Source organism: Flavivirga amylovorans, assembly GCF_030540875.1.
Taxonomy (GTDB): domain Bacteria; phylum Bacteroidota; class Bacteroidia; order Flavobacteriales; family Flavobacteriaceae; genus Flavivirga; species Flavivirga amylovorans.
In genome coordinates this window covers 405,356-420,634 of sequence record NZ_JAUOEM010000004.1, presented here as the reverse complement: position 1 = coordinate 420,634, position 15,279 = coordinate 405,356, and the positions used below count along the sequence as shown (strand labels likewise).

Here is a 15,279-nt window from a genome sequence, read left to right as displayed (position 1 = left end):
TATAGAACGATTAGAAGCCACCCTTTTTCGTATTTTAAAAAGAATCAAACAACGACATTATTTTTAGACTGTTTTTAAATGCATCAATTGTAATATCTTTCCCTTCTGAGTAAAATAAAATTTTATAATTTTTAGCAGGTAAAATATCCTTAAAGTTTTGAGAAAAACGTCCTTTTACGTCACTTCTTAAACATACATTTTTAGCTAAAATATTACTATTCATAGTGATTTCAAAAGTAGTATCATCTTTTTTAATACAATTAAAACTCACATTTGGATTGGTTAGTTTTAAATCTTTTGGTTCTGTAAAATAAAAAACGTTATCATCAATTTCTGTATTTTCCTCCCCTATTAACTCTATGTGAATTAGCGATTTTTTTAAAAGCTTCTTTTTAACAATATTCGAAATATCTTCAGAAAAATATAAGGTACTTGAATTTGACTTAATCGAAATTACTTTCTCTTCATTGAATAGAACCTTTCCATTGAAATCTAAAGCTTTAAGGCTTAAAATAGCATTTTGATTCTTTAGTTCATCCGAAACCACATATACTTCTAAACTATCACCTTTTTGAAACGGTATAACTGAAGTGGGTTTAAAAGCCTCTTTCACACCATATTGTAACGCTTTCCAATTACCATAATAATCCATACTTGACCAAGAGGCCGCTGGCCAACAATCGTTAAACTGCCAATATAAGGAGCCCATACAATAGGGCATATTTCGTCTATGCGCTTCGATAGCTGTTGTAATGCCTTTAGCTTGCAATAATTGCCCAACGTATAAAAAAGACTCAAAGTCTTTAGGTTTTTTATAGTTTTGAAGCATATAGTATTCAATATTCTCATTCCCCACAGATGAACGTTGATGTGATTTCATAACTTCCGAATAGATGTCCCAATCTTGTTCTTCAGTATATTTTTTTACACTTTCAAATTCTGGAAAAGACTGAAAACCATATTCAGACATAAATCTAGGAATCACTTCGTTGTATTTAGAAAACGGTTCTTTATTGGACCATACTTTCCAATAATGGTAATCTCCAGCGGTTAAACTATCTAAGGTACCAAAACCAGAACTTGGCGATGATGACCAATAAAGCCTATCACGATCATATTTATTTACGGTATTTGGTAAAATATCATGAAATACATCCTCGTAAGCTTTCCATATTCTATTCTTTACAGCTTCTCCCTGGCTTTTAGTAACCTGATCTATCCATCCCCAATTATTCCAAGCTGTTAAAATTTCATTATCACCACACCACAAGGCAATACTGGGGTGTTGACGCAAACGTTTCACATTATATTCTGCTTCTTTTTTTACATTGTCTAAAAATGCATCATTTCCAGGGTACATGGCACATGCGAACATAAAATCCTGCCAAACAAGAATACCATACGCATCACACAGATCATAAAAAATATCTTTTTCATAGATACCGCCTCCCCAAACACGAATCATATTAAAATTAGATTCTACTGCTGCTTTAATAATACGTTCGTAATCTGCTTTAGAGACTCTATTCAAAAACACATCTTGGGGAATATAGTTAGCGCCTTTCATAAAAACAGGCGCACCATTTAGCTCAAAGTAAAAACTCTTTCCTAAATCATCTTTTTTCTGTATAACTTCTATAGTACGGAGGCCTACCCTTTTTGAAACAGCATCAATTATAGTATTGTTCTCTTTTATGATTGTTTCTATAGTATATAATTTTTGATTCCCTAAGCCATTTGTCCACCACAATTCCGGACTATGAATTGTTATAGGAATTTCTAAATTATTTACACCTTTTTTTAATGTAATTTCTTTATTTATTTTTCTTGTTGAATCAATTAAAATTTCGATATCGGCTTGAAAATCTTTACTAGCTTTAATTTCTATTTCTGCAATTAAACTAGCCTCAGTTTCGTCTAATTTTTTTTGATGAATAAACACATCAGTAAGTTTTGCTGTATCCCAAGCAACTACCTTCACCTGCTTCCAAATACCACTAGTCACTAATCTTGGGCCCCAATCCCATCCAAAATGATATCCTGGTTTTCTTGAAAATACGGCGACTTGTTTTTTACCTACCCCTCCTTTTTCAGATTGGTCATTAACCGCATTAGGCAACTCATACCCTAATCTTTCTCTTTTTTTTAAGCCTATTTTAATTGGTGATTCTAAAACAATTCGCAATACATTTACGCCTTCCTTTAATAGGGGCTTACATGGTACTTGCCAGCCTAAAAACATATTATTAGCTTTTAGAACAAGAGAATCATTCAAATAAATATTAGCATAGGTATCTAACCCCTCAAAATGAAGTTGAACATGCTCTTTCTCTAAAATATTATTAGGAATGGTAAACGTTTTTCTATACTCCCAGTCTTTTTTATCAATCCATTGTAAAGTATCTTCATTTATACGATAAAATGGATCTTCAATAATTTTATTAGTTATTAAATCTGTATGAACTGACCCTGGCACAGTTGCTGGGAGCCAACCAACATCTTCAACATTTTTAAAAGTCCAATGTTCATCTATTGTCTGTTCATATTGATTTGACTCATTTTCACAACAAGCAGACAAACATAAAAAAACTAAAAAATATTTAAAAAATTTGTAAAACATAACTATTAAATACTGGATAATCTATTTAAAGTAGTAATTGGGATTAGCTAATCTTAAGTATAAATCCGAAAAAGCAAAATATTAAGCACACATGGTTAAAAAAAAACACCACTTCCTTTAACAGAAGCAGTGCTTTAATTTGCAAATACTAATCTCTAAATTAATTTTTAACAAATTTTTTAGTTGTGGTATTTCCATTTTCATCTTGAACAGATAGCACATATAAGCCAGAACTTAAATGGTCTACTTCGATTTCAAAAGTATTCGATTCTTTTACTAATTGACCTGTTAATGAATATATTGAAATCTTTGATATGTCATTTAAGGTCTTGGCACTGGCTTGAATATTAACAACTTCATTTGCAGGATTTGGGGATACACTAAATTGAACACCATCAACATCATTGTTTGAAAGTGTTTTAGTTTCTAATTCTGCATATGCATTAAAATCACTATCAGGTAATGCCTGTATTTTTGCTGTATACACATTACCATCTGCCACTGTCACACTACCATAAACTCCTGAATATATGTAACTTGTAGTGCCAGCTGGCACAGTGGTTATATACTGATCGCCACTTGCTCCTTGGACAATAAAAATATTAAAACCATTAGTAGCGTTAGGATCATCATCCCAGGTCAAGGTAAATTCGTTTGGGTTATTATAAGAAAGTGCCAAACCCGTCGGCGCATCAGGATCCATAGGTGGAGTAGCATTAACGGTTGTTGTAATATCAGCATAAGCATTAAAATCACCATCAGGTAACGCCTGAATTTTTGCTATATAAGTCCCCCCATCTGTAACTGTAACAGAACCATATGTACCAGTATAGATATAACTAGTAGATCCCGCTGGAACTGTTTCGACATATACGTCTCCACTGCTTCCTTCAATAATAAATATATTGAATCCTCCTGTTGCTAATGGATCGTCATCCCAAGTTAATGTAAATTGATTTGGTGTTCCATCTGTAGTAGCTAAACCTGTTGGTCCATTTGGATCCTGCGCATTGACCACACTCGACGACAAGAAAAGTATTAGCATTAAAAAACTTGATAGGAATTGAGTAGTTTTACAAATCATAATTATATTTTTATAGGTTAATAAGTTTATGTGATTTGTAAATTTAAACCTAAACACAATCTGACTATGACTAAATACTGCTAATAACTCCCTCTTTTTTGAATTTATTGATAGAGGTACATCACCACAAAACAAAATGCTATAAGTACAAGAGACCAAAATCTAAAATTTTTATAAAAAGGAACACCTGCCAATTCTTGTGTTTCTTCACGATATATTTTTCTAGTCCAGATATAGTCTTCAATTGCCTTTTCATCATCTGGAGGGGACAACAGGCTTACAATAATTATAATAACACAACTTATAACAAAATACACGGGTACTTTAAGTAAAAAATGAATGTCTCCCAATAGCTCATAATTTAATGTATATTTTAGCAGTACAGTTAAAAAAGCTGCTATAGCACCACCTATTAATCCCCAAAATGCTCCATGTTTATTAATACGTTTCCAAAAAACACCCAGCATAAATACTGCTACTACTGGAGGCGCAATATAAGTTAGCATTTCTTGATAGTATTTTAACAAAGAATCAAATTTAGATACAAAAGGAACCCATACAACAGCCAATACTAAAACAACCATAGAAACAACTTTACCAACATATACCTGTTCTTTTTGTGAGGTGTCTTTTTTAAACTTAGTATAAAAATCCATAGTAAATAAGGTCGCAACCGAATTAAGTAAGGCACTTAATGTAGAGGTTAATGCTGCAATCATTGCAGCTAGCATTAAGCCCAGTAAACCTATGGGCATTAGTTCAATAACTAATTTCGGGTATACCATATCATTTTTGGGTAAGCCAGGGAATAAATGCTTGCCTATAACTGCTGGAAATATGATAATAAAAAGGATTAATACAGTCAAAAAACCAACCATTAAAATTCCTTTCCTTCCATGGTCTACAGATTTTGCTGTGAGCACCCGTTGCACCAACATCTGGTTATTTCCCCAAAAATAAAAGCCTAAAATAGGAATCCCAACAATCATACCTAGCCATGGCACCGAACTATCATTTAATGGTCTTATAAGTTTCATCATCATATCGCCTTCCAGAAGTAAACTCTTTAAATAGTCTAATCCACCATTATTCATTGCCAAAAAGGTTAGAATAAGCGTACCAAAAAGCAGTAAAACGCCTTGAATTAAATCTACACGGATGGCAGCAGACAGTCCTCCTGGTATTGTATAAGCAGCCACTATAATTGCAAAAATCACAGATAATTCTACTATTGAAAGTGATGGAAATACCAATTTCATCAATAATGAAGCGGCATATAATGCTCCTGCCGCATCTAAAAACGTTGAGCCTAAAAGGGTAATGAATGAAAAATAATATCTAGAACGTTTATCAAAACGTTTTTCCAAAAATTCTGGTATCGTAAAAATTCCGGATTTAATATAAAACGGCAGGAAGAACATCGCAAAAAATACCATGACCAACACCGAAATTAAATCGTAATTAAAAACAGCAATACCTGTGGAATAGGCATCTCCACTTTTGCCTATAAGAGTAGTACTTGAAATACTTGCAGCAAATAATGAAAAACCAATGATTGGCCAAGTCATTTTTCTTCCTGCTAAGAAATAATTGTCTGTAGAATCGCTCCCTTTTTTTGAATATTTAATACCAAACCATACAATAAAAATAAAATAAACAATAAGCACAATATTATCTACAAGTCCTAAATTATATTCCATAGTGATGATTTCGTCTGTATTAAATTATGTTTTAAAATGTAGATTACTATTTGAGCAAGATAGAACTCAAAAACAAAACACTTCTTGGTTGTACAGTAATGTTTACAACCTCATTTTCATTGTATTCAAAAGATTTTGATGGCACTGGAAACCCATGAGTATTTAATGCTCTTTTTTCATCTACATATTCGTAAACATATAGGTTCTGACTTTTTATTAATGCTTCAGTTCCAATATTAAATGTTTTATATCCCTCTGATTGATTAACAACTGCAAGTGTAACACTTTTATCTGTAATTGAGGCGATGGCCCGAATACTATCATTTTTTATTGAAAACTCTGGCTTGTATAACTTAGTATTTGGAGGGAATAAATTACACAGTAAAGTCCATGAATAGGACCAAGGTCTTGGAATTTTATCTACCTCAAGATTCCCAAATTCTTCGGCTAAAATATTCCACATACCCCATTTTTTTAATTGGCTTTTCTCACCTAAATCTCCTACAGTATGCATAGCATCATCTAGATCCCATGCAACAGCCCCTCCTACTCCAGCAAGCATGCTCTGTATGGCTGCATCTGCCATATCGACCCCGTAAAAATAGTCGTAAACAAACATACTGGAATCGTCGGGACCTGCAAAAGGATCGGCTTTTCCCTTCTTAAGGTTTTCTTCCTTAAGATCACCGCTGTATTTCATTCCTAACTCACCAAGAATTAATGGTTTTTTTGTCTTTTTAACTTCGGTCGTAAATGGTGTTAAGTAGGTTTGAAAATTCCCTGTTCTAATTAACTCTTGGTCTGCATAAATATGAAAATCGTATAAAGCTGTTATGCTATCCAGATCAGTTATTGTTGAATATACCCAATCTTCTGCTTTTTTTGGATGCGTTGGATGATTCCATTGTGTTACCGCATCTGGTCCAGCTAAGGTCACATATTTATTTAACCCTTTAGATTTTAAAGCATTATTTAGTAACTGGTAGCCTGTCTTCCATTGCTCCCAATCGCCATCTGTAGATGCCCAATAGCCATTAGGCTCATTAACTAAGTTATAATACTTGATACAGGTGTATCCTTTTTTAATAATTAAATGATCAAGATATTTAGTAATCATTTCAATCCAACGAACATCGTCTGCTCTATTAATATTATTTGGATTTTTATCTGTTTCCCAAAGCCCTGGCGCTCCCCATTCTCCAAAAAGAACGGTAATGTCCTTTTTCTGGCAATAGTCTAAAAGTTTATATAAACTTTTAACCTCTTGTGTATTGAAATCCAAAATGGGTTGATTATTTTCATCTAATCCTTTGTAATAACGCCAAGTAGAAACATCCATAACACGTATAATGTGTGGGTTTACAAAATCTAGTCGTTTGTATAATTCGTTCCATTTTTCGTCTGTCATTAAGAAACCCCATTCTGCTTCATCTGAATCGGCATGGGGATAAGCAGACCACTGCACCCCATGACCGATAAATGGCAGGTCGATGATATTGGATTTCTTAAACTTAAGCGTATGACTTTTATCAATCGTACTTGCTTCTTTACAACTAAACAAAACAATCAACAATATGAAACTAACTAAAACTTTAGGCATTTAAACTGTTTTTTAATTGACCTAGCAATTCATTAACACTACACGTGGCTAGGCCGACATACTTATCTGCACCACCATAGTATACATATAGAGTATCCTCTATAATAACATTTCCTGTTGGAAACACACAACCATTATAATAACCATTAATTTCATAATCATGCTCTGGTTCCATTATCCAATCTTTAATGCGACCTATTACTTTTGTAGGATCGTTAATGTCTAGTAGTGCAGCACCAACTCTATAATAACCTAAGCCTCCATTTTCTACACCATGATAGATAATTAACCAGCCTTCTTTCGTTTTTAAAGGTGGGGTACTTCCTCCTATTTTCACCTCCCAAGAATCTTCTCTTCCTGCAAGTAATAAAGTACTTGGCTCTTCCCAAACCATTAAATCTTCTGAAAAACGAATCCAAATTGCAGGATAATTTGTTCCATACTTTTCTCCAATCCATTCTTTTGGTCTGTGTAGCATGGCAAATTTTCCATTTATCTTTTCAGGAAATAAAATAACATCTCTATCATCCAAATTTGAAGAAGTAACTCGTCCTAATCGTTTAAAAGTTCTAAGATCTTTTGAAATAACCAATCCCGAATTTGCTATATTATTTTTATAGACTAAAGGTGTATCTTCTCCAGATTCCGGCAACCGAATAACATCATGTTCAAATTTCCAATATTGTCCTGGAGGAAACGGCCTGTATGCATAGGTTATATAGAATTCATCTCCAAACTTTATTATTCGGGCATCTTCTACGCCTCCCATATCTGGTCCATCAACACTAGGCGAAAATACAGGATCGTTTGATACTCTTGCAAAGTTAATACCATCTACACTTTCTGCTAATCCAAATCGGATTAGATGTTCTTCGTCATCTCCAGCTGCTCTATATAACATAGAAAATTTACCGTTTTCGTACCAAACTCCAGGATTACAAACAACTAAGCTTTCCCATTCGTTTAGAGGATTAGGGCTTAAAATAGGGTTGTTTTCATGTTTCTTTAAACGAATGGTACTCACTTTATTTATTGTTGTATTATTATTCATTAGTTTTTCTGATTGAGAGACTTTAATCTTTTAATTTAAAAATCAAAGTTTGTATATACGGTAAGTGTTTGAGGTTTAATGTTAATTTCATTTCCTTTTCCTATAGATAGGTTTTGCTCTTCTGGTAAAGGAAATCCATTAGCATCAGTTAATCTGTTATCTTCTTTATATATGAACTTTTTTAACCCCGAAAGTTCAGTACCGTTATCTAATGAAAAGTTTATATTGTATTCATTAATACTCATGTTGTTAATAGCAATCATATATTTTCCATCTTTTTCCACAGCAATAGCATCCAATCCTACTAATTTTGGGACTTCTACTTTATACACTTTAGATCCTTTTTGCATGTATCTTGAAATAAGAGAGAAAGAATAAAAATGGGGCCTTATAGTCTCTTTTTCAGGTTTCCCTAACAGTTCATCTCCTAATATATTCCAATATCCCCAAACTTTTAAATCCTGACCCGTATTCGAACTACTATGCATCGCATCATCTAAGTTCCAATTAATGGCACCAGCAAACCCAGAATTTATAATTTTTAAATTTAATCCAACTAAATCCACGCCATGTATATATTGATCTACCAGGGTGTTAGAATCAGTTCCAACAAATGGATCTGAATTGATGTTATTCAAATTCTCGTTACTTAATTCCATATCCATCACAGAAAAACCTGTCTCATATTTAAAACCGAATTCTCCAATTACTGCTTGTTTCCCTTCTGGCATTTGAGATTTATAGGCCTTTAGCAATGCTTCAAACTCTCCACTAAACAAAGAGCCTTTTGATGGATACGTATGAATATCATATAAGTCTATTTTATTTCCTAAATCTGTTTCTGTATTTGAAATCCAAGACACATCATTATCATTAAAAATGGCAATATCTGGCCCAGCTAACTTCACTTTACTATCTAGTCCTGCATCAACCATTTTATCATAAAAGTAAGCCGTTGCGTTTTTCCAAACGTTATAATTACCGTTGGCTGCCGATCCGTTTAAATTAGGCTCATTTATTGTTGTATAATATTTAATACATGTAAAACCTTGTGTATTTACCAGGTAATCTAAGTAATTAACAGCATTATCAATTCTGCTTTCAAAAATCATATCATTTCCAGAGTCTACCTGATTATAACCCCAATCCCCTAGCATAACAGTAATGTCATTATCTTGACAGTATTGTAAAATCTTACCTAATCCTTCATACATTGCTGTTGGTTCATAATTATCTGCACCAGATATTGCATATTTATCGTAAGAACCAAATACAACACGTATAAAGCTCGGTTTCATGTAATCCAAACGTGTATACATCTTATTCCAGTCTGCATCTTGTATTGGTTGATTCCAATAACGGTATGCTTGCGGATATGGATCCCATTGTACACCATTACCTATATAAGATTCTATTAATACCTCTCCCGTTTTAACAACCAGATCTTTTGATTGTTCTTCAATTTTAACATCATATTCGTCATCATCACAGCCAAAGGCCGTCATGATTATTACAAAGTAAGTTATTACTACAAATAGTAAACTCAGTTTATAACGAGTTTTTATATATCCTTTCTTCATCTCTTTAATTATATATTATCTAATTCAAAATTGTAATAAATTGTATAGGCGTTTTGTATGTGAGATTCTGCATCCCAATGATCCCATGTAAAGGAATTTTCCCAAATATCAAAAGCTATACTAATATTGCCTTGTGCATCAACTGTTACATTACCCTTTACGCTAGGTCCATTTTTGTTACCTTCCCAGAGAGTTATTACGTTTCCAAGCTCATTAAATTCCCAAACACCATTTCCTTTTGGCATTTTCCTGAACCTGTGCGAATAGTCTCTTGCATTTCCTTGATGATCTGGATTTAATACAAAGGAAGAAAAGCTATTATCGTCTCCTGCTTCATAAGAAAAGGTTCCTTCAGGATTCCCTTTTTCATTAATTAAAACAGTTTTAAATTCAATAGTATTGTCTTCTTCGAAAGCTGCATCAGGAAAATCTTTTGCTAGTACTTCTGGCACATAATTGGCAGGATCATAAGAACTTGTTGCAACATCATAGGCTCCAAAAACACCCCAACCCCAGTCATTATTTAAGCCTATATGCCAATCGTATAGAAATGAACGTATCTTCCACTCACCATCTAAAATAGGCTCGTATATACTAATCTTCACAGTCCATTCCCTAATTTTACCAGTCTCTGAAACAATTTGAAAAGTATGCGAACCTCCATTATCAAAATTTACTGCCTCTCCTTTTTGTGGAGAAACTGTTGCTTTTTCAGATACTTCAAATTTTGGTGTAATACTACTTAAGTCTATATCTTCTCCAAAAGCAAATAACTCTATGGTTCCTGAACCTTCTCCTTCTGGTTTTATTATTGCTGGTCCTACTTGTCCATCAATCTTAAAAGATAAAAATTGCCTATCATTACTTACAACACCCTCTAAAGGATCATCTTGACATGATATAACAGAAGTCGCAACGAAAATAAAAAGTACTAATTTTAAAATTTGATTTTTCATAATTCTCTTTTTTTAGTTATTTAACTCGCCTTCAATTGCTGGGATTGGGAAAAAATAAGCGCTATTTGTGATTGTTTTCCCATAAACACCAGTTAGGACGGATTGTATTTTATTTGTTCTTCTTAAATCATATAGTCTATGACCTTCAAAAGCTAATTCAAAAGAACGTTCTTCTATAATTTTGTCTCTAAAATCTGCTACAGACAATCCTGGTAATAAATCAACTAAGCCAGCTCTATTCCTAACTCTATTAACTGCATTATAACCTTCGGTTGTTGGCCCTTGTGCTTCTGCATAGATTAAAAGAATATCTGAGTACCTTAATAAAAATGGATGTGTACTTGTATTATCTCCAATAAATTCTGGGTCGATGTATTTTCTAGAAAAAGGCTGAGACTCTCCTCCTGATGGTGTCCACCGGATATTCCCACTTGCGTCATGTAGTTCATCAATTACTAATTCATTTCTTCTTCTATCATTAGTATTAAAAGATGATAAAAAAGGAAGTTCTGTAACATATACTCCAAACCCTCCATGTGTGGCTGTTCCATCTGGTAAGAAAGAGGAACTAGGTGCATTTGCCGGAATAAAGAATTTTGATAGTTTTGAAAATTCTCCTTCAATTAATCCACTTCTATCTTGAGGTATAAAAAAGATATGCTCTGGACCGTTAAATGCTTCAGGAGTCGACACATCATAAATATGAATTAAATCTGGATCGAATGTATAAACCGATTGGTTATTGATGACCTCTGAAGCTGTTTGAGATGCTAAATTATAATACGTATCGGCACTAGAAACCCATTCATATCTTGGACTTCCTGTACTTTTTGCTGACGCCATTGTGATGTATACTTTTGAAAGCAGTGCCTGTGCTGCAACTTTATCTGCTCTTCCTCCCACTCGCTCTATTGGAAGTAAGTCTATGGCGGTATTTAAATCTGATATTATTGTATTATAAATAGATTCTATAGAAGCATTTTCAGCGCCAAATACTTCACTCAACTCATCTACTGCACTTGTTTTTAATGGCACTTCACCAAATAACCTTACAAGCATAAAATGATGCCAAGACCTTAGGAATAGGCCTTCTCCTTGAAATTTATTTCCTAAATCTTTGTTATAACTAACTTCTTCAGTCTTTTCAATAACTGTATTGGCTCTATTTAATCCAATATAAGACAGTCTAAAGAACTGTTCTAAATTCTGGTTTTTATCATCGACGTTAAAGATTTCAAATTGGTCTATATTTAAACCTTCTCCTTCTTTTGGAAATGTTTCTTCTGACGCTGTTGTTGGAATATTCAAATAAGGTCTTAAATAATCCAAAAAAGTCATTGTCTGATAACTATGTAGTACCGCTGAATTTGCTTCTTCTGCTGTATTATAAAAGTTAGAATCTGACAAAAAAGTTGTTGGTTCTGGATCTAAAGAACATGAAACCAACACGAATGCGAATATTGCTATATATATATTTTTCATAATTAATTTTCTAAAATGTTATATCTACACCTAATGTTAATCGTCTTAATCTTGGCACTCTATTTTGGTCAGTCCCTTGTAAATTAACTTCAGGATCAATACCATTGTAGTTAGTGAAATTGTATAAATTATCTCCACTAAAATAAACCTTGGCCTTATTGATTGCTTTAATACCTTTAACAGGCAAATTATACCCTAATCGAACATTTTGAATCCTAACAAAGCTTCCGTCTTCGATCCACCAATCTGAAAATGCGACGTTTCTATTCTCTCTTAAAGAAGGAAATGCTGTTGAACGGTTATCTGTTGACCATCTTTGTAAAAGATTACTTGTTTGTCCGCCACCAGCTCCTGTACTATATTTATTAATGTTTGCGACATCACCTCCAAATGATCCATTAAACAAAGCTGTTAATTCCCAGTTTTTATAAGACATATCGAAAGTTAAACTAGCTGTAAAATCAGGATTCGGATCTCCTATTATAGTTCTATCTGCTCCAAAAGGATCTATTTGACCATCTCCATTTATGTCTTCATACAAGAATTCTCCAGGTTGAGCAGCTGCTCCTGTAAAACCATTAAATAAACCTTCTTCTTCGCTTTGAATAATCCCTCTAACTACTGCCCCATAAAATACATTTATAGGTTGATCTATAGCAAAAACATTAATCCTTGATCTATATTGATCTCTAAAATTAGTACCAGTAAATCTAAATTGATTGCCAAAATCGTCCGTTAAAACTCTTGTACTTTCTGGAGAACCTAAGCTTATTACTTTATTTTCATTTTTATTGAATATAATGCCTGCAGAAATTTTAAAATCTTCTTTTCTTATAACGTCATAATTCAAACTCAATTCAATACCCTGATTTTCTATTTCACCTGCATTAATTCTTAAAAAATCAAAACCTGAAGTTGGAGGCAATGCACTATCTACAAGTAAATCATCAGTAAGTTTATTATAAAAGTCAAAAGAAAAATCTAAGCGATGATTAAATGCAGAGAAATCAAGTCCTGCGTTAAGAACTTTTGTTGTTTCCCACTTTAAGTCTGGATTACCTAAACCTCTTGATTCTATAAAGATGCCATTATTCGAGATAATGTTTGGTCCTATTGTTGTTACAAAACCACCATTTGTAAAATAACGTCCATTTCCTAATCTGTTTAATGTTTCAAATGGGCCTATTGCTTGGTTACCTACAATTCCATAACTTAATCTTGGTTTTAATTGATCTATAAATGGTGCACCATCTTCAATAAAAGGCTCTTTTTGCATTTTCCAACTTATGGCTCCCGATGGGAAAAATGCATACTTATTATTTGATCCAAAATTTGAAGAACCATCTAAACGACCTGTAAACGTAAGTAATACTTTTTCTTTAAAAGTATAATTTACCCTTGAGATTGCAGAAGATAAAGCTGTTTCTATAAAATTATTAGAAGTACGTTGCTCATTACCTAAACTTAAGTTTCCAGCACCTAAAGAACCATTTATAAATCCTTGAGATCTTAGTTGCGATGTTCTAACCTCAAAATATTCACTGGAATAACCAGCAAGTAAAGTCAAGGCGTGTTTTTCTGCAAACACCTTATTATAAGTAAAATATGCATCTGCCACAACGCGTTGATTTTGGAAATTGTCATTAAAAGCCACTCCTTTTCCTTCAAAACCTAATTGCGTATATGTATCAGGAAAATATCGTTCTTGAAATGACGAACCTAAACTATAGTTAAATTGAGATTTAAACTTTAAATTCTCGTTTATTTCCCATAAAAATATAGATGAAGAAATTAAATCTAATGTTGTCGTTTCATTAATCCTCAACTCTGTAAGTGCAGCTGGGTTGAAAAAATCATTATCATTAGCTTTGAAAAAATTACCATCCTCATCATAAATAGGAAACAATATATTTCGGTCAAAAGAAATCCCACCGTTATCACTTCTCTCCCCTCTAGAAAAATTCATATTAGTAGAGAGACTAACCTTATCTGTGAGTTTTTGATCTATTCCAAAACTAACCGTTACTTTGGATAAATCATTATCTCTTACAACACCATCTTGTGTATTGAAGTTTAATCCAAAATTATATTTTGTTTTTTCTGTTCCTCCATAAATACTTACGTTATAATTATTATTCAATGTGGTTCTAAAAACATAATCAACATAATCTGTGGTTGGGTATCCTTCTCTTATTTCTGAGATAGATGGAAAATAAGTCCCATTAACATCTTCTCCTCCTATATATATAGGAAGCAAACCAGAATTTACTCGGCCTTCATCTGTTAACACAGCAAGATTTACTGGATTTTTATATATGTCAAATTCTGTAGCAAAATCACTAAAAGTAGCATTTGCTGTAAAATCAACGACCATTTTACCTTCCTTACCTCTTCTTGTGGTTACTAATATAACACCGTTAGCTCCTCTGGAACCATATATTGCAGCAGCAGAAGCATCTTTTAGTACTTCAACAGAGACAATATCTGCAGGATTAATTTGTTTTAAATTACCAGCGTCACCAAGAGGAAATCCATCAACTACTATTAAAGGTGTTGTAGCAGTAAACGAACTTGCTCCACGTATTCTAACATTTAACCCAGCTCCAGGGTCATCTGAAGGATTCCCAATGACTAAACCTGAGACACGACCTATTAACAACTCTTCTACTGAGTTCGCAGGTATTTCTGACAGGTCTTCAGTGTTAATCTTACTAACAGCGCCTGTAACATCGCTCTTTTTAACCGTTTGATAACCTATAATAACAATTTCATCTAACTGCGAAATATCTTCTGACAAGACAATATTAAAAGTTGATTTACCTAAAATTGGTATTTCTACAGTTTTATAACCCATTGAAGAGATTACTAAAGTAGCGTTATCGTTTACATGTAAAGAAAAAGATCCATCAAAATCTGTGGATACTCCATTTGGAGTATTTTTTTCAACAATTGAAGTTCCAGGGACGGAGTAACCCAATTCGCTCATAACTGTTCCTGATACCTTTATTTTTTGGGCAAAAGAAAAACTAGCATATAGACTGAGTAATAGAAATATTACAAATGATTTGTTCTTTAATTTTTTCATTGATTAGGGTATAAAATTTATCTAAAGCAAAATTAGATCACTTGAATAGTAAAGAATGACTCTTTTCAACCTAAAACTATGCTTATATTGAATTTATTCATTTTCAAAAATCCTAAGCATT

General features: G+C 33.1%; 9 protein-coding genes. All 9 read right to left on the bottom strand.

What is annotated here, in order from left to right; all coding sequences use genetic code 11:
* Positions 1 to 34: 34 nt before the first annotated feature.
* The 9 genes from Q4Q39_RS13425 to Q4Q39_RS13385 all read right to left on the bottom strand — a co-directional run bounded on the left by Q4Q39_RS13425 (position 35) and on the right by Q4Q39_RS13385 (position 15,158).
* The gene (locus tag Q4Q39_RS13425) at positions 35 to 2,620 is read right to left on the bottom strand and encodes a beta-mannosidase (RefSeq protein ID WP_303283025.1); all 2,586 of its coding nucleotides are present in this window, start codon (positions 2,618 to 2,620) and stop codon (positions 35 to 37) included.
* Positions 2,621 to 2,780: 160 nt separating this feature from the next.
* Positions 2,781 to 3,704 carry a T9SS type A sorting domain-containing protein gene (locus Q4Q39_RS13420; protein WP_303283024.1) on the bottom strand — a complete coding sequence of 308 codons (924 nt, stop codon included), beginning with the start codon at positions 3,702 to 3,704 and terminating at the stop codon, positions 2,781 to 2,783.
* Positions 3,705 to 3,808: 104 nt separating this feature from the next.
* Positions 3,809 to 5,404, bottom strand: coding sequence for a sodium:solute symporter (locus tag Q4Q39_RS13415; RefSeq protein WP_303283023.1), 1,596 nt, complete (start codon positions 5,402 to 5,404; stop codon positions 3,809 to 3,811).
* Positions 5,405 to 5,450: 46 nt separating this feature from the next.
* Positions 5,451 to 7,004 (bottom strand): cellulase family glycosylhydrolase, encoded by a 1,554-nt coding sequence (locus tag Q4Q39_RS13410; protein ID WP_303283022.1) that lies wholly within the window; start codon positions 7,002 to 7,004, stop codon positions 5,451 to 5,453.
* Positions 6,997 to 8,055: a glycoside hydrolase family 130 protein gene (locus tag Q4Q39_RS13405; protein ID WP_303283021.1), complete on the bottom strand. Its 1,059-nt coding sequence runs from the start codon at positions 8,053 to 8,055 to the stop codon at positions 6,997 to 6,999. The genes Q4Q39_RS13410 and Q4Q39_RS13405 overlap by 8 nt, the downstream gene beginning before the upstream one ends.
* A 35-nt stretch (positions 8,056 to 8,090) precedes the next feature.
* Positions 8,091 to 9,635, bottom strand: a complete 1,545-nt coding sequence (locus tag Q4Q39_RS13400; protein ID WP_303283020.1) for a cellulase family glycosylhydrolase — start codon at positions 9,633 to 9,635, stop codon at positions 8,091 to 8,093.
* Between the two features lie 8 nt (positions 9,636 to 9,643).
* Complete coding sequence (locus tag Q4Q39_RS13395; RefSeq protein WP_303283019.1) at positions 9,644 to 10,591, bottom strand: SGBP N-terminal domain-containing protein; 948 nt, start codon at positions 10,589 to 10,591, stop codon at positions 9,644 to 9,646.
* Between the two features lie 12 nt (positions 10,592 to 10,603).
* Positions 10,604 to 12,073: a RagB/SusD family nutrient uptake outer membrane protein gene (locus tag Q4Q39_RS13390; RefSeq protein WP_303283018.1), complete on the bottom strand. Its 1,470-nt coding sequence runs from the start codon at positions 12,071 to 12,073 to the stop codon at positions 10,604 to 10,606.
* 10 nt (positions 12,074 to 12,083) lie between these two features.
* Positions 12,084 to 15,158 (bottom strand): SusC/RagA family TonB-linked outer membrane protein, encoded by a 3,075-nt coding sequence (locus tag Q4Q39_RS13385; RefSeq protein ID WP_303283017.1) that lies wholly within the window; start codon positions 15,156 to 15,158, stop codon positions 12,084 to 12,086.
* Positions 15,159 to 15,279: the final 121 nt, after the last annotated feature.

What these genes read in the sequence shown, in the direction of transcription:
- Q4Q39_RS13425 (WP_303283025.1), bottom strand. Translation starts at nt 2,620, where the DNA reads ATGTTTTACAAATTTTTTAAATATTTTTTAGTTTTTTTATGTTTGTCT.
- Q4Q39_RS13420 (WP_303283024.1), bottom strand. Translation starts at nt 3,704, where the DNA reads ATGATTTGTAAAACTACTCAATTCCTATCAAGTTTTTTAATGCTAATA.
- Q4Q39_RS13415 (WP_303283023.1), bottom strand. Translation starts at nt 5,404, where the DNA reads ATGGAATATAATTTAGGACTTGTAGATAATATTGTGCTTATTGTTTAT.
- Q4Q39_RS13410 (WP_303283022.1), bottom strand. Translation starts at nt 7,004, where the DNA reads ATGCCTAAAGTTTTAGTTAGTTTCATATTGTTGATTGTTTTGTTTAGT.
- Q4Q39_RS13405 (WP_303283021.1), bottom strand. Translation starts at nt 8,055, where the DNA reads ATGAATAATAATACAACAATAAATAAAGTGAGTACCATTCGTTTAAAG.
- Q4Q39_RS13400 (WP_303283020.1), bottom strand. Translation starts at nt 9,635, where the DNA reads ATGAAGAAAGGATATATAAAAACTCGTTATAAACTGAGTTTACTATTT.
- Q4Q39_RS13395 (WP_303283019.1), bottom strand. Translation starts at nt 10,591, where the DNA reads ATGAAAAATCAAATTTTAAAATTAGTACTTTTTATTTTCGTTGCGACT.
- Q4Q39_RS13390 (WP_303283018.1), bottom strand. Translation starts at nt 12,073, where the DNA reads ATGAAAAATATATATATAGCAATATTCGCATTCGTGTTGGTTTCATGT.
- Q4Q39_RS13385 (WP_303283017.1), bottom strand. Translation starts at nt 15,158, where the DNA reads ATGAAAAAATTAAAGAACAAATCATTTGTAATATTTCTATTACTCAGT.